Annotated in this window: 16 protein-coding genes and 2 pseudogenes; 12 read left to right on the forward strand and 6 right to left on the reverse strand. The window is 59.8% G+C overall.

Annotated elements, in window-relative coordinates; all coding sequences use genetic code 11:
• Nucleotides 1–280: 280 nt before the first annotated feature.
• The 6 genes from ACSW29_RS00570 to ACSW29_RS00595 all read left to right on the forward strand — a co-directional run bounded on the left by ACSW29_RS00570 (nucleotide 281) and on the right by ACSW29_RS00595 (nucleotide 5248).
• Nucleotides 281–1189, forward strand: a complete 909-nt coding sequence (locus tag ACSW29_RS00570; protein ID WP_230815810.1) for a polyphosphate polymerase domain-containing protein — start codon at nucleotides 281–283, stop codon at nucleotides 1187–1189.
• A 48-nt stretch (nucleotides 1190–1237) separates the two neighbouring features.
• Nucleotides 1238–1915, forward strand: coding sequence for a DUF4956 domain-containing protein (locus ACSW29_RS00575; protein ID WP_019746034.1), 678 nt, complete (start codon nucleotides 1238–1240; stop codon nucleotides 1913–1915).
• Entirely contained in the window at nucleotides 1915–3555 is a 1641-nt protein-coding gene (locus ACSW29_RS00580) for a CotH kinase family protein (RefSeq protein WP_448276107.1), read from the forward strand. Before ACSW29_RS00575 ends, ACSW29_RS00580 begins: the two co-directional genes overlap by 1 nt.
• Before the next feature lie 83 nt (nucleotides 3556–3638).
• The gene (locus ACSW29_RS00585; RefSeq protein WP_448276108.1) at nucleotides 3639–4256 is read left to right on the forward strand and encodes a DUF47 domain-containing protein; all 618 of its coding nucleotides are present in this window, start codon (nucleotides 3639–3641) and stop codon (nucleotides 4254–4256) included.
• Between the two features lie 12 nt (nucleotides 4257–4268).
• Complete coding sequence (locus ACSW29_RS00590) at nucleotides 4269–5093, forward strand: anion permease (protein WP_448277384.1); 825 nt, start codon at nucleotides 4269–4271, stop codon at nucleotides 5091–5093.
• Nucleotides 5090–5248: an inorganic phosphate transporter gene (locus tag ACSW29_RS00595; protein WP_448276109.1), complete on the forward strand. Its 159-nt coding sequence runs from the start codon at nucleotides 5090–5092 to the stop codon at nucleotides 5246–5248. Before ACSW29_RS00590 ends, ACSW29_RS00595 begins: the two co-directional genes overlap by 4 nt.
• A gap of 218 nt (nucleotides 5249–5466) precedes the next feature.
• On the opposite strand, the gene ACSW29_RS00600 is transcribed toward ACSW29_RS00595, so the two are convergent.
• Nucleotides 5467–5655, reverse strand: a complete 189-nt coding sequence (locus ACSW29_RS00600) for an RNA-binding S4 domain-containing protein (RefSeq protein ID WP_317826962.1) — start codon at nucleotides 5653–5655, stop codon at nucleotides 5467–5469.
• 463 nt (nucleotides 5656–6118) lie between these two features.
• Here ACSW29_RS00600 and ACSW29_RS00605 point away from each other — a divergent pair, with 463 nt between their 5' ends.
• Both ACSW29_RS00605 and ACSW29_RS00610 read left to right on the forward strand, forming a co-directional pair.
• Nucleotides 6119–7504 carry a hemolysin family protein gene (locus ACSW29_RS00605; RefSeq protein WP_448276110.1) on the forward strand — a complete coding sequence of 462 codons (1386 nt, stop codon included), beginning with the start codon at nucleotides 6119–6121 and terminating at the stop codon, nucleotides 7502–7504.
• Entirely contained in the window at nucleotides 7501–8514 is a 1014-nt protein-coding gene (locus tag ACSW29_RS00610; protein ID WP_448276111.1) for a hemolysin family protein, read from the forward strand. The genes ACSW29_RS00605 and ACSW29_RS00610 overlap by 4 nt, the downstream gene beginning before the upstream one ends.
• Nucleotides 8515–8585: 71 nt before the next feature.
• Here ACSW29_RS00610 and ACSW29_RS00615 read toward each other — a convergent pair whose 3' ends face one another.
• The 4 genes from ACSW29_RS00615 to ACSW29_RS00630 form a co-directional block, all read right to left on the reverse strand.
• On the reverse strand, nucleotides 8586–8861 hold the full coding sequence (locus tag ACSW29_RS00615; RefSeq protein WP_317826965.1) for a hypothetical protein: 276 nt from the start codon (nucleotides 8859–8861) through the stop codon (nucleotides 8586–8588).
• Nucleotides 8858–9136 (reverse strand): WhiB family transcriptional regulator, encoded by a 279-nt coding sequence (locus ACSW29_RS00620; protein WP_448277385.1) that lies wholly within the window; start codon nucleotides 9134–9136, stop codon nucleotides 8858–8860. The genes ACSW29_RS00615 and ACSW29_RS00620 overlap by 4 nt, the downstream gene beginning before the upstream one ends.
• A 137-nt stretch (nucleotides 9137–9273) precedes the next feature.
• Entirely contained in the window at nucleotides 9274–9432 is a 159-nt protein-coding gene (locus ACSW29_RS00625) for a hypothetical protein (RefSeq protein WP_230815803.1), read from the reverse strand.
• A 321-nt stretch (nucleotides 9433–9753) separates the two neighbouring features.
• Entirely contained in the window at nucleotides 9754–9918 is a 165-nt protein-coding gene (locus ACSW29_RS00630; protein ID WP_230815802.1) for a hypothetical protein, read from the reverse strand.
• A gap of 2016 nt (nucleotides 9919–11934) precedes the next feature.
• On the opposite strand from ACSW29_RS00630, the gene ACSW29_RS00635 reads away from it, so the two are divergent.
• Nucleotides 11935–12408 carry a hypothetical protein gene (locus ACSW29_RS00635; protein WP_448276112.1) on the forward strand — a complete coding sequence of 158 codons (474 nt, stop codon included), beginning with the start codon at nucleotides 11935–11937 and terminating at the stop codon, nucleotides 12406–12408.
• Nucleotides 12409–12737: 329 nt separating this feature from the next.
• On the opposite strand, the gene ACSW29_RS00640 is transcribed toward ACSW29_RS00635, so the two are convergent.
• Nucleotides 12738–13034, reverse strand: a complete 297-nt coding sequence (locus tag ACSW29_RS00640; protein WP_448276113.1) for a putative quinol monooxygenase — start codon at nucleotides 13032–13034, stop codon at nucleotides 12738–12740.
• Between the two features lie 350 nt (nucleotides 13035–13384).
• Here ACSW29_RS00640 and ACSW29_RS00645 point away from each other — a divergent pair, with 350 nt between their 5' ends.
• The 3 genes and pseudogenes from ACSW29_RS00645 to ACSW29_RS00655 all read left to right on the forward strand — a co-directional run bounded on the left by ACSW29_RS00645 (nucleotide 13385) and on the right by ACSW29_RS00655 (nucleotide 15150).
• Nucleotides 13385–14524, forward strand: coding sequence for a glutathione-independent formaldehyde dehydrogenase (locus tag ACSW29_RS00645; RefSeq protein WP_448276114.1), 1140 nt, complete (start codon nucleotides 13385–13387; stop codon nucleotides 14522–14524).
• A gap of 85 nt (nucleotides 14525–14609) precedes the next feature.
• Nucleotides 14610–14741, forward strand: a pseudogene (locus ACSW29_RS00650) (DJ-1/PfpI family protein); the annotation flags it as partial.
• Nucleotides 14738–15150, forward strand: a pseudogene (locus tag ACSW29_RS00655) (GlcG/HbpS family heme-binding protein). The pseudogenes ACSW29_RS00650 and ACSW29_RS00655, both read left to right, overlap by 4 nt.
• The last annotated feature ends 97 nt before the right edge of the window (nucleotides 15151–15247 follow it).

The following is a 15247-nucleotide window of genomic DNA, read 5'->3' on the forward strand; positions in this document are numbered from 1 at the left end:
CCTCATCATTTCAGAGGATCGAGGTGTCCACGTCCCACGAGGAGATCAATCCGTGTACCGCGCCTGCGGTACGACGGTGTCCACGCGTGGGGGATTCTTCCACTCGCGAATCCGAGGATGGTCTATTCGACGCCGAACCGACCTCCATGAAAGACAACCAGACGGCGACGCCCTTGATTTCCGTACGGGATCTGCACAAGGCCTACGGATCCGACGGCACCACATTTTCGAGCACTCCACCACGTAGATATCCGACTTCCAATCCAGGAGAACCTGAGGCATGAGCATTTTCGACCGGTTCCGAGATCCTCCCTCGAGGCAGCAAGAGGTGAACATTCCGACTGCTCTCCCCTCCAATGGTTTTCAGCAGACCGCCAGCAAGCTGCACTCGTTCAACCGCTACGAGATCAAATACTTCGTCGACGAGTTGAAGGTGCCGGAGTTGCGCCGAGAGCTAGTGGCACGAATGGAGACCGACCCTTACTCGCCGAAGGGCGGGTATCCGGTGACATCGCTGTATTACGACACACCTGATCTGTTGTTCTACTGGGAAAAGATCGAGGGGCTGAAGTTTCGACGCAAAGTGCGACTTCGTCTCTACGGAGAGCCGTCGGACTGTGTCGATGACACACCGGTCCAGATCGAGATCAAGCAGCGGGTCAATCGAGTCACGCAGAAGCGACGGATCGCGCTGCCGTACGGGACCGCGCAGCGGTGGCTCGACGGTCGAGAAGAAATCGATGTCGATATTTCGCAACGTCCATTCGTCAACGAAGTGACAACGCTGATGGGAAATCTTGATCTTCGTCCGATAGTGACCACTGGGTATCTGCGGGAGGCGTACGTCGGTACGGAAGCCGATCTCGGGCTGCGTGTGACCATCGATCACAAGGTGCACGGGCGGGACCGAGACTTCCACTTCGCTTCGGGAGCGGAGAACAGGTTCATCATCCCTCCGAAGCTCGCGATCGTGGAACTCAAAGCCAATGAACGAGTGCCTTATTGGGCTACGGATATGACGGCGCGAATGAATATGTCCATCATTCGGGTATCGAAATATTGTCAATCGATCGAGGCCTTCGGCATGGCCCCTCGATCACGTAGCGGTGCACCGGAATTGGCGATGCCCGCAGGTTTCGACAGTCGCGCACCGGAAGATCTACTTCGGCACCGCACACGTATCGCGTGATCCGACAGCACTATTGAGCATCCACTCCCAACACCGAAACAGGAAACCATGAACTTCGAGATACAGGACCTGAGTGGAACATTCTCCACTTTCGACATCATCGTGTCGTTGTCGTTGGCGTTCGTTCTCTCCGCCATCATCGGCTGGGTCTATCGATACACACACAAGAACGTCTCGTACAGCCAATCGTATGTGCAGACACTGGTCATGGTGGGCATGATCGTTTCGCTGATCATGCTTGTCGTCGGGTCCAACGTCGCTCGCGCATTCGCTTTGGTCGGCGCGTTGTCGGTGATCCGATTCCGCAACGCGATCAAGGAAACCCGGGACGTCGGGTTCATTTTCCTGGCGATGGCGATCGGTATGACGACGGGCACCCGTTTCTATGTTCTGGCGATCGCTGCGACTGTAGCGGTGTGTCTTGTCATGTTGATCATGTACAAGTTCAACTGGTTCAAGCTCGATGTCCAGCGTCAGGTTGTCAAGGTTCAGGTTCCGCCTGGACAGGAATACGTCGCATACGTCGAGGACGTACTCATCAAACACTGCTCGGAGTTCGAGTTGGTCTCTACTGATTCGGCGCGATCGGGTGCGCTCAATGAGCTGTATTACACCGCGCAAATGAAGAAGGGCAATAAATCTGCAGAGTTGATATCTGCACTGAGCGCCGTCAATGCAGGTCAGCGCGTGACCGTTCTGACCGGATACGACCAGACGGACATCTGATGACTGTGACGGGCACCGGGTCTCCGCCGCCGCGGAGCAAGTTCAAACATCGGATACCGAAGACGCTGCGTCAGCATTGGAAGCTGTTGGTGGTGTTCGTCGCATTCGTCTCCGTCCTGGCCTTCGTGTTCGGTGAGACACGAATTCGTCCCTACATCACTGGTGACACATCTGTCATCGCCTCCGAGATCACCGACAACATCAGTGGCACCGTGGAATTGTTCGACCCCTCGGTCTCGCATCAATTGTCACTGGAGATAACCGATTCCGAGTACAACGACATGATCTCCTCGTTCCGGAAGAGTGGCGACAAGAAATGGATCACCGCGGACATCACCATCGACGGAACTTTCGTCAACGATGCCTCGGTGCGGCTGAAGGGTAACTCCACTCTCATGGGTGTTCGAGGAGATGGGGTGATGCCAGGAGGGGAAGGGTTCACGCCGCCTGACGGATTCGAGATTCCTGAGGGACTGGAACTACCAACAGATTTCGACCCACAGGACATGATGGCGGGAATGGGGTCGACGGCCTCGGCCGATGACCCGACGTCACTTCCCTTGCTCATCAGTTTCGATGAGAACTCCGAGGGCCGCGCGTATCAGGGGATGACCGAGTTGTCGGTCCGGCCTGGATCGCCGGTGGTCAACGAAGCGATGGCGTTGTCGTTGACTGCCGATAGTGATCAACCGACGCAGCGTTACGCGTACACGGTGTATTCGATCAATGACAGTGCGACGTCGACTCGTCTGGTACTCGAACATCCGGACGACACTTATGCGAACTCACTCTTCGAGTCGGACGGGTACCTTTACAAGGCGGATGCGAGCTCACGATTTGCGTACGTGGGCGATGACCAGACCGCCTATGCGGGCCAGTTCAAACAAATCAATGCCGTCGACAACGGAAACCTACAACCGGTCATCAGCTTTCTGAAGTGGATGGATGCAGCCAACTCGGAAGAGTTCGACGCGCACCTCTCCGATTGGATCGACGTCGAATCCTTCGCTCGATACGTTGCCACGCAAAACCTCATCGTCAACGGCGATGACATGAGCGGCCCCGGTCAGAACTATTACCTCTGGTACGACCTGGACACCAAGAGGATCTCCGTGGTGTCCTGGGATCTCAACCTCGCCATGCAAGGTGATGCCGCCACCGGCCCTCATGACAGTGTTTCGATCGCTATGGGCCCAGCCGGCGGCGGAGGACCCGGGGGCGGCGCGGGGCCGGGGGGCATACCGGCTGGCGGAGGGCCTGGGGGCGGCGCGGGGCCGGGGGGCATACCGGCTGGCGAAGCCCCAGAAGGCATGCCGGAAGGCGGCGCCCCTCGACAAGGCGTGGACGCGACAGCACCTGGTCAACAGGGATTTCCCGGTGGTCCACTCGGTACCACGAACTCTCTGAAGAAGCGTTTCCTCGAATCGCCTGCATTCGCCGAGCTGTACGAGAAGACGTATTGGGACCTGTTCGAGCAGATGTACCAGAGCGGCCGCGCGACCGAAATTCTCGACTCACTCGCGACGTCCATCCCGACCAGTGACGAACTGACCGCAGAGACGCTGCAGTCGAGCATCGATCAGATGCGTACGTGGATCGTCCAGCGCACATCAGCGCTGAACGAACTGCACACCCCCTGAACTGACCAGGGCAGTGGCACCGTGTCCCTCATCCACGCTGCCACTGCCCTGGTCTTCCCTGCAGCGACGCGAAAGACACATTCATGTTCTCCGGTTTCAAACCCAAGTCCGAACTGTTCTACGCACTGTTCACCTCCACGGCACAATATCTGGAATTCGGGGCCAAAACTCTTGCCGAATTGGCCAGCCCACAAGCCGATACCGCCAGCATTGCCGAACGCATGGTCGGGTTCGAGCACGAATGCGACCGCATAAAGCGCGAGCTGTTCCGAACCGTGAATTCAACTTTCGTCACTCCGTTCGACCGCTGTGATATCTACATGCTGGGATCAACTCTCGACGACGTGATGGACCACATGGAAGCGGCGTCGCATCTCGTGTCTTTGTACGGAGTGCGCGAACTACCGCACCATCTCTGCGACGTGATCGACACCCTCGACGCGTGCGCAAAGATAACGGCGGAAGCGATGCCCAAACTGGCATCGATGCAGGGACTCGAAAGCTACTGGATCAAAATCAATGAACTCGAGAATACGGCCGATCACCTCTATCGAACATGTCTCGCCAACCTCTTCGACGGCCATCTCGATGCCCTGACCGTCATGAAACTCAAAGACATCGCCGACGAGCTCGAAGACGCAGCCGATGCTTTCGAAAAGGTCTCGCATGTGATCGAAACCATCGTCCTCAAGGAATCGTGACCAGCTGTGCTGATGCTGCTCCTGGTCATAGCACTCGCTATGGCATTTACCTTCACCAACGGTTTTCACGACTCGGCCAATGCTATTGCGACATCAGTGTCCACGCGTGCGCTGACATTGCGTTCAGCATTACTGATGGCCGCAATCGGCAACCTTCTCGGATCCTTCTTCGGCGCCAAAGTCGCTGCCACAGTGGGAGAGGGAATAATCGAGCTCGACGTCAGCACTCACGCCTTACTGATACTCGGGTGCGCCTTGGTAGGTGCAATCGGCTGGAATCTCATCACGTGGTGGTACGGATTACCGTCATCGTCCTCGCACGCTCTTGTCGGCGGGATGGTCGGGGCCGCACTGGCCGGCGGGATGACTGTGCTGTGGGGTGGTGTGATCGAAAAGGTGCTGATCCCGATGGTTGTCTCGCCGATCGCCGGCTTCATCCTGGGATATATGGCCATGTCAGGCATCATGTGGCTGTTTCGACACGCATCTCCGGCATCGACCAGTCGAGGGTTTCGAAAGGCCCAGACATGTTCTGCGGCGGCCATGGCCTTCGGCCACGGGATGCAAGACGCAGCCAAAACCATGGGCATCGTGGTCCTGGCTCTTGTCGTCTCGGGTAGACAAGACGACTACTCGATTCCGTGGTGGTGTTTCTTGCTGACGGCAGTTGTTCTTGCCCTCGGTACCGCAACAGGTGGGATGCGTATTATGCGGACTCTTGGGCGCAAGATCATCGAATTGGATCCTCCCCAGGGTTTTGCAGCGGAACTGACCGCATCCTCGGTGCTCTACGTCGCTTCTGCCGGCATGGGGCGCCGGTATCGACAACACATGTGATTTCGTCGGCGATCATGGGTGTCGGCTCGACCAAACGTCTCAGCGCCGTCCGGTGGGGCGTAGCGGGAAACATGCTCATCGCCTGGGTTACCACTTTTCCTGCAGCAGCAACGATTTCAGCCGTCGCCCTATACGGCGTCACGGCACTCCTGTGACGACGACGTACACAGCAAGCGATGGAAACAGTGTCGCGGACGGAACGTGCTTGTGTAGTGAAAACTCTTGTGCGCGTTAGTCCCGACGATCGGGACACTGCTCGGGTTTGCCCTCATCGATACTCCCGACGTACTGCTGATCAGGAGTGACAGCCTCGTTCGCAGACGACCCACTGCCCACCCACTTCCTGACTACCCTGGACCATGTGAAGGTCCAGCTACGCGGTGCGGCCCCCAAAACGCACGATTTCAACTCGATCGGTTTCGGAAACGAGCTGTCCGGGGTGACGAACCGGGCGCCCATTGATCGACACGGAATCCTCCATGACCATCGCTGCAGCCTGCTGCACCGTCAGCACGGGGTGTCGGGCGATCAGTGCGTCGACAACCGATCTCGTGGTAGCCATGAAAGAAAGCCTCGGCTGTCGCAGTGGATCGAAAACCTCGGCGAACCAAGCGCCCGCAGAACATTGGGTGAACAACACCGAATCCCGACACGCAGCCCGCCCGCCTGACATCAGTGAGCCTGCATCTCCGCCGTACGAACCACCGGAGTCCTGGATACCCGCCGATCAGCGGCGCTTCGGACTCGACCGACGCCCACACCAACCGGGGCGCGATCCCCGGGGAGACGACCATGCTGTGAACGCATGATCGATCGGCTATCGGCCTGCCTGGGTCAGGTACGTCATTCGTTCACCGCGACTTTTTCGGGGAAACCGCATGGCGGTGGGAACTTTCCCGGCAAGGTAAACGTAGATTAAAGAACAAGGCTTCTTCCGCATCGACAGAGAGACCCATGGACAGTCACAGACCCAGGCCGGACACACCCCACTACGTCACCGCGTGTGATGGCGAGGTGTCCGGCTCATGATGATCGCCCTGACACTACTGCTGGGCGTCCTGGTCGTTCTGCTGATCACCGCAGTGACCGGCTACTTCGTTGCCCAAGAGTTCGCCTACATGGCCGTGGACCGATCCCGGCTCAATTCTCTCGCCCAGACGGGCGATTCTGGTGCAAAGCGGGCCCTTGCGGTGACCCGCCGCACCTCGTTCATGCTCTCCGGAGCTCAACTGGGCATCACCGTCACCGGTCTGCTGGTCGGTTACGTCGCCGAACCTCTCATCGGTCAATCGCTCGGAACGATCTTCGGCGGCATCGGCATTCCCACCGCAGTGGGGCTCGGGATCGGTGCCGTGCTGGCGTTGCTGTTCTCCACCCTGGTCCAGATGCTCTTCGGTGAACTGTTCCCGAAGAACCTGGCCATCGCACGTCCCGAACCGGTGGCCCGGTGGCTGGCTCGCTCGACCACCCTCTATCTGAAACTGTTCGGCTGGCTGATCTGGATCTTCGACCAGGCATCGAACCTGCTACTTCGCGCACTGAAGATCGAGCCGGTGCACGACGTCGAGCACTCCGCCTCCGCCCGCGATCTCGAGCACATCGTCGCCGAGTCCCGCGAAACCGGGACTCTGCCGCCCGAGTTGTCGACGATGCTCGATCGCATTCTCGATTTCCCCACGCGCCCAGTTGAGCACGCGATGATCCCCCGCACCCATGTCGATACCGTCCGCGCCGACGACTCCCTCGACCACATCCTCACTCTCATGGGGCGAGGGCACTCCCGATATCCCGTCGTGGGAGCAGATTCCGAGGACATCGTCGGTGTCATCCACCTCCAGGATGTTCTCGACCTGACGCCGACCACTGATCTGACCGTGCGCGCACTCACCCGCCCCGCCCTGATCCTCCCGACCACACTTCCCCTGCCGAAGGCCTTGTCCGAACTCACCGACAGCAAGAACCAACTTGCCTGCGTCATCGACGAATACGGCGGATTCGCCGGTGTCATCACCCTCGAGGACATCGCCGAAGAACTCGTCGGCGAAATCACCGACGAACACGACCCCGATCTTCCACGCGAACTCCCCAGCGAGGACGGATCGTGGACCGTCAACGGTGGCGTGCACCTCGACGAGATCGAGCGCACCATCGGACACGACCTCCCGAGTGGTGACTACGAAACGATCGCCGGCTTCACCATCGCCCATCACGGCGAACTCCCACCCGAGGGAACCCGGATCCGCGTCGAACTGCCACCTGATCCCGCCGACCTGATTTCCGACGACGAACAACCCCGACATTCACTGGTCATCGATGTCCTGACCGTCAAGCGGCACGTCCCCGCCTTACTACGACTACGCCTCGACCTCACCGAGATGGCCGGGACTGAAACCGCGGAGGAGAACCGATGAGCAACCCCTGGATCGTCATCGCCATCACCGTCGCTCTCATCGCACTGAGTGCCTTCTTCGTCGCCGTCGAATTCGCCCTCATCTCCGCCAAACGGCACCGCCTCGAAGATGCCGCCCCCAACAGCCGCTCCGCCCGAGCCGCTCTGCGCAGCGCCTCCGAGCTGACCGTGCTCCTCGCCGGCTCCCAACTCGGCATCACCGTATGCACCCTCGCGCTCGGCGCGATCACCAAACCCGCCGTCCACCACTGGCTCACCCCTGCCTTCTCGAGTTGGGGCATGCCGCTCTGGACCGCGGACGTCGCCGGTTTCGTTCTCGCGTTGATCATCGTGACTTTCCTGCATCTGGTCGTCGGCGAAATGGCACCGAAATCCTGGGCGATCGCCCACCCCGAGAAATCAGCCACACTGCTCGCCATCCCGATGCGCGGATTCATGTGGCTCACCCGGCCTCTACTGCAATCGCTGAACTCGATGGCCAACTGGCTCCTCGTCAAAGTCGGTGTGCAACCGGTCGATCACGTCGGCAGCGGCCAGGACCCCGACACCTTGCGGCACCTGGTCGAGCACTCCACCAACGTCGGAGCCCTCGACGCCGGTTACTCTGCGCAACTCTCCGGCGCCCTCGACATGCAAACCTTGACCGTCCGCGATCTGCTACGGAGCAACAAAGCTCCGACCTCCGTTACCAGCTCCGCGACCATGGACCAGGTGCGGGCAATCTCGAAACAATCAGGACACCTACGAATCCTGGTCCGTGACAACGGCGTCCCCCTCGGGATTGTGCACGCCCGCGACACCCTGCTCCAACCCGACCACACCCGCGCCGAGGCCATCATGCGACCGGCATTCACCCTCGCCTCCGAAACCCCCGTCCACCTCGCACTCGCGTCGATGCGGGAAAGTCGCAATCACCTCGCCGTGATCACCGACGAACGAACGACAGTCGGCATCATCACCCTCTCCGATGTTCTCTCACGACTGTTCCCCCGCCCCGAACCGGCGATCTGACACCGCATGAGGACGGCCTTTCTCACGGACAGCGCTCTCCGAACGGCAATTGTTCGGGGAAGCTCGCGATCTCAGATCTCCCCGTCCCAGGCATCGATGCCCTCGTGGGTATCCGGAGTTGGAATGCCATGCCCGAGTCCCCGTGCCCTCATTTCCTCGTTCACGAAATAGAACCGCGCTGTCTCGCGCGGAGTCAGGCGATCACACCGGCGGTACAGCGAGCGGTACTCCTTGACGAGATCGTCGCTCGCCATTCGGTAAACCGACAACGGCACCGGCTCACCCCACATCTGATCGCGTCCTCGGACTGCATGATCTGCCGCCCGGTGCTCGTCGCGGTTTGTCATTGGGCATGCCGTCTTCGGTCAGCTTCGCTCATGCCACCCCACGTTCCATACAGCTCGCCCGCACCGAGGGCGTACTCGCGGCACTGACCGAGCACAGGACAGGTCTGACATATCCGCCGCGCCCGCAGTTCCCGGCGGGATCGGGCATCGCCACGCTCGCCTTCCGGCGAAAAGAACACCGCCGCTTCGACCCCACCGCACGCGGCATACTTCTGCCAACAACTTGGTTCAGCGGCAAACTCTTTCCCGGACTGCGCCGAGTGCACTGCGGACATCACTGCGAATTCCTCTCTCACCCCAGGACCTCGGATCGCTGAAACCAGATCCGAAACCAGGAGACGTATCTCAAAACTTCTCTCTTACAACGCCACTGACAGGCAATCAGGCGACTTCCTACGGGTTCATGCCAGTATCAGAATGTGGCATGGCCGCCAAGTGACGCTGTGAAGACCGCCGGCCGCGGCAACGGGTGAAGGCGGTAGTAGCTGTCGAGGTTGATCGCTTCCTCCTCGGTAAGGCGCCCTCGACGGAAAAGACCAGCCAGGTGCAGGTGATCAACGAGATAGTTCATAGCGGGATCCTCGTCAGCATTGGGTGCAATCAGAGACAATCAACACGAAACAGGCTGCAACGCAGCACCTTCTCCCCATACTCCGGCCAGGATGTGTGGCCGGCCGGAGATAGAGCGACCACTGCGGACGGCGTTGCCGCATTCGACATCACAGCTACGTCCAGCCCCGGCCAACAATGACCGAATTCGATCCGTCGTCACGGTTTGTATCGGCCTGACCGACCTGACTGCAAACCGCAGGTCGATCCGATTCGGGCACCCACACCCCGGTAGGTAATCGGGCGCTGAATGCGCGACAGATCGCCATCACATGCCATGCCGTCACCGCAGCACCCGCGGTCGAGCACCCAACCGGCCGCCTCCCGGGACCGGACGGACCTTCGGAACGCCGAGGCGGGCCGACTGTCCGGCATTGGCGTAACGCAGAAGCAAAGCGAGCACGAGGAAAGAGAGGACGAGGACAAGGGTGAGAACAATCGAACCCACGGCGGAGCTTCCTTTCAGAGACCACGAAAGAACCAAGTTCACTCAGAATCGATCACCGAACCGGCCGAGGGAAGAATCCTCCCCAGATCTTCGCGATATCCATACAGCCGAGGTGCCGATCGTGGCTCGGTGGCCTAGTCGGTCACATCATCTGGATATGCACGGCGACGCGGGTTGCGGCTCGTGGGCCGAGTGGTCTGTCAACCGGCTGGATGCTCCTCACGTGTTCCGTTTCCCGGTGCAATGTACCTAAGGGCCGAAACTCGCAGACATGGACGATGGGCCCGTTTCTCTAAACTGGACCGGATGCCGTATTGCGGGTTCACCGTTCGGTGGGCGAAAGAGGCGAACGAGGCACCTCCGAGAAGAGAGTCTGACGCGCACGGTTACTCCGGCCAGCCAGTTGGCGTCGACGACGGAGGATTTCGGATGCCAGATGCGATTTCCGCACTCAATTCTTCAGCAGCGAGAACTCCAGTGAGGGAATCGATTACAGCCCTCAGATCTTCTGCCGTGAGCGAGTTCGGCTTACACGCCGAACCTCTGACACCGGTGGTTCGCGTTGCCACGCGGCGAGCAGAACCTGTCGATCGCTCATTCGGCTCATCTCAGAACCTTTCGTCATCTTTCTTTCGATCGCCGGGTCGGGCGGGCCCTGAGCACTCTGGACGCGCACAGCCCAGAGTCCGGCAAGGAGACCAGTGAGGGTGACATGGTCTTGCCTTGACAAACACCCGCCCGATTGTTTGCCCCCTCAAACGGAACGGGTGCCCCCGACCCGACGTAGGTTATTTGCGGACTGTTGTGGCCGACAGGGTCGAAAGTCCCAGTTCCATTGTGATGAACAAGCTTTGACAGTGGCCGAAGTGTTCTGCCTTACAGCCGGTTCGGTGTGTGCACCAACACCGACATCGGTCGCAGCGATCTCCGGCGAACGAGCCTCTCACTCACACTTGCAGCATCCGCTGCAGGCGACCCCGAAGAACTCGTGCACCTCGCCCTCGCCGGCGAAAAGATTGCAGCACTACGACTCTGCCGATTCACCGACAGCGCCCACTGCAAACTCGACGGCGACGCTGCCGCGATGTTCGGGGTCCGACCCACCCAAATACACTGGGAATGCACCTACCTCGCCAAGGCACTCGACACAGACGTCTTCACACGAGCTACCAGTCGCAGGCCACGCGAACTCACCCCGACGGAACTAGACCCCCAACGACGCAGGAAAAAGCGAGAGCGGGCGGCCTGCATTTGTCTCAAATTTACATAACTGCAGGTGTTTGTCTCAAAATCTCATGATGCCTGATATTTGTCTCATCACCAGGCGATGGCGGCAATGTAGATTCCGAGTCTATTTGTCAGATCAACCTGCGACTTTCGAAAAATTACGCGACAGTTGGCGCTGAAATTCCGGGCAAAGATGGCCTTTTTCGACAGTTGAGAACAATCCACCAGCAGTCGGTCAACACTGCCCCTCTCCCTAGACTCGACGGGATGAAACCGTTAGCAACGGAGCTACGAACGAGGCACGCGGTGTCAGGATTCACCAGTGTGTCGACGACCGGGAGTGACTGCCGATGGAAACTGTTGACTAGGTTCGAACCTTTCCAGCACCAGGCATCGACCCGACAGGTGACCTATCGCCATGGTTCTGCGGCAACAGGTGTGGCCGCGACTTCCCACGAGCATTCCGAGCGCTCCAAGGGGCACCAACCACCCCTTACATACTTTGCCAGCGGAGATCGTCCATGTCGTTTCCAACCTCAGCCGTCGTTGATGCCAACAAACACCTACTGGCGCTTTGCAACAACGGCAACATGATATGGTCGGCAACCAACAAAACCGCAAACAACGAGATCGCATCAAACGGCGAACAGGTAACGACTGCAACGATATTCAGTCCACGGCGATCGGGGCTCACACCGCTCCGACGCCAACCACACGGGGACGCGGCATCACCGCTTTTCAATCCTGAAACAGCCACCCGAAAACCACCCCTTCACTTAGGGTGTCGGTTTGTCCAACAAGAACACGGACAAACCGCGGCAGGTCGAACTCATCGGCGGTTTCGCCGCCGGGATGATGGCGTACTCGATCGCAAGTGGTCTCATCCTGGCCGGACCGATCGCCGGGTGGATCGACAGTTCACTGGCGACCGGCCGTGTAGTGGGGAGTCTTCACCTTCCCGATCGAAATCGGGCTTGCAGTCAGTACCTATGGATGGCGCTGGGAGGAAAGCGATTCCGGGCCGTCGGTATCGCAGCGCCTGCAGAAATTTTCGCCGTCAACCGCATCCGGGACCTCAACGAGGGCCAAGACACCGCCGAACTGACCGTCCGTATCAGCGGCCCGGATTTGGACACGTTCGACGCTGACTGCGAGGCGCCCAAAGGTAACGTGCTACCCCAGGTCGGTGACCGGCGCACTGTGGTGAATCCATCCGACCTCACCTCTGCCATCGTCTATGACGATCTTTTCCAACAGGACTAGCACCGATCGTCCTTACTCGATGATCCGTGGTGCTCCACTAAGCCCTCCTCCAAGAACAAGGAGTCCTACTTCACTCCAGGCAGGTCACTTCAAACTCGAAACACTTTGCAATGAAACGAGTTTGAAATGCTCTTCCTACACGGGTAGCGAGTTGGCTCGACTGAGTGCCCTGCTCGTGATCTACCGATACCTGGGTGGAAGCGAGCGCCGGACAGTACGCCACAGCCGCACACGCCGGCAAAGCTACCGTGATTCGGGTATGGCTGTGGCACAACTGTATTCACAACCGAAAGTGACCGCCATCGACAAGACATTTTCCAGTCGGTGGTTCAGACTTTTACAGCGAGAACGTCAAGGTAGTTGATTTCGGGCGGCGCAGCGAAGAGTTCGTCGGCGCGTTCGCCGAGGGCCTTGCCGACCGAACCATTGAGATGTGTCTCGCGGGCAGCTTGGTCCGGGAATGCGTCGATGATGCCGAACGACGAGGGCCCGAACCGCACCGCGAACCAGGGTTTCGTGCCGGGCTCCTGCTCGACGAGCGGCAGTGCCGATCGGAGGAATTCCTCGACCGCTTCTTCCTTGCCGGGCTTCGCTTCAAGTCGGACCAGCAGCGCCTTGGTGGCCATATCGGTTCTCCTCTTCGAGGTGGTGAACACTGTCAAGCATCACACCATCCATCGGCTAATGGAAGGTACCCAAACCCACCGTTCGAGGAAACCGATCCCAACCCCCTAGCGATCGTGGAGCCGAAAGAGGAGACTCCATGGTGAGGGAATGCGATGCCTGGATGCAGCCGCAGTTGCGTCGATGGCAGGAAAAATGTTGGTGCGCCGACATTTTGGTGCGGTCTTCACTTCCGCGCGCCGTGGACCTTCCCCGAACAGCACGATTCATTCGGTCGGTCGCTCACGCGTGGACGCCTGCGACCGGCGAGATCAACCGGAAAGCCGCAGATACAAGACAAGGGAGTGCCGCGATGAAAGCGCTTGTATACGACGGGCCTCGAGAGGTCCACGTCAAGGACGTGCCCGATGCGCGGATCGAGAATCCGACAGATGTGCTGGTGAAGATCACGAGCACCAACATCTGCGGGTCGGATCTACACATGTACGAAGGCCGCACCGATCTGGAGCCCGGAATGGTCCTCGGTCACGAAAACTTGGGCATCGTCGCCGAAGTCGGCAATGCAGTGGTCAAAGTATCGCCAGGGGATCGAGTGTGCTTGCCGTTCAACATCGGCTGCGGCTTCTGCCGAAACTGCGAGGAGGGGTTGACCGCATTCTGCCTGACGGTGCACCCAGATCCGAAGATGGCCGGTGCAGCATTCGGTTTCGCCGGGATGGGTCCGTTCTGGGGTGGACAGGCGGAATATCTGCGGGTGCCGTTCGGCGACTTCAACTGTCTGCGACTGCCCGAGGATGCCCGGGACAAGGAAACCGATTACGTGATGCTGTCGGACATCTTTCCCACCGGATGGCATTGCACCCGCCTGGCCGACATGCAACCCGGCGATTCGATGGTGGTCTACGGCGCTGGCCCAGTCGGTTTGATGGCCGCGTATTCGGCGATGATCCAGGGAGCGAGCAAGGTGATGATCGTCGACCGTCACCCTGACAGGCTACGCCTGGCCGAAGAGATCGGCGTCGTCCCCATCGACGACTCGAAGGGCGACCCCGTCGAGCAGGTCCTCGAGCAGACCAACGGGAAAGGCGCAGACAAGGGGTGCGAGTGCGTCGGCTATCAGGCACACGACCCGCAAGGCCACGAGGACGCCGCCATGACGATGAACCGGCTCGTGGATTCGGTGCGCTTCACCGGCCACATCGGGGTGGTCGGCATCTTCCTTCCCCAAGACCAGAACGGCCCCGACGAACTCGAGCGCAACGGCAAGATCGCCTTCGACATGGGCAAATTCTGGTTCAAGGGCCAGAAGATCGGCACCGGACAAGCGAACGTCAAACACTACAACCGGCAACTGCGCGACCTCATCCACGAAGACCGGGCAAAGCCCTCCTGGATCATCTCCCACGAACTCCCGCTCGCCGAAGCCGAATCCGGCTACCAGCACTTCGACGCTCGCGACGACGGCTGGACCAAAGTCGTCCTGCATCCCTGACACGGCCAGAACCGAGAGGAGAACAACAATGCCAATGCCACTGCAGGGCAAGCAGATAGCGATATTGACTGCCGACGGGGCCGGAGGAGTAGAAGTCGTAGACGAACAGGTCGCGATCGACGGGAACCTGATCTCGAGCCGCTCGCCCGACGAGCTTCCTGCGTTCTGTCAGGCCATCGCGGAGCAGTTCGCGAAGCTCGGGGCAGGTGCGTCATGACCGTGAACCAGACCTCGGTATCCCTCGACGATGCGCAGCGGGTCATCGCCGCAGGACAGGCCAAAGCCACCGAGATCGAGTCGCCGTCGAACATTGCGGTGGTCGATGCCGCGGCAACCTCGTGGCTCACGTGCGGATGGACGGTGCCTGGATCGCCAGCATCGACATCTCGATCAACAAGGCGTTCACCGCGCGGGCATTGGAGGTCTTGACCGAGGACCTCGCGGCCAACGCGGGTCCGGGCGAGCAGTTCTACGGGATACACGCCTCCAACGGCGGGCGCATCATGATCTTCACAGGCGCCGTGCCGCTGCGGCACAACGGCCAGGTCGTGGGCGCGGTCGGCGTCAGCGGCGGCACCGGGGAGCAGGACAAGGCCGTCGCCGAGGCGGCCGTGGCGGCGCTGTGAGCGGTGGACTGCGTCGTCAGGTCAGAGAACGCATCGCCAGGGCCACGTCGAGCATTCCGACGTTGCTTTACAGCAAGCCGATGAGGTCCTCTGTTTC

The sequence above is a fragment of the Rhodococcus sp. GB-02 genome (assembly GCF_053470465.1).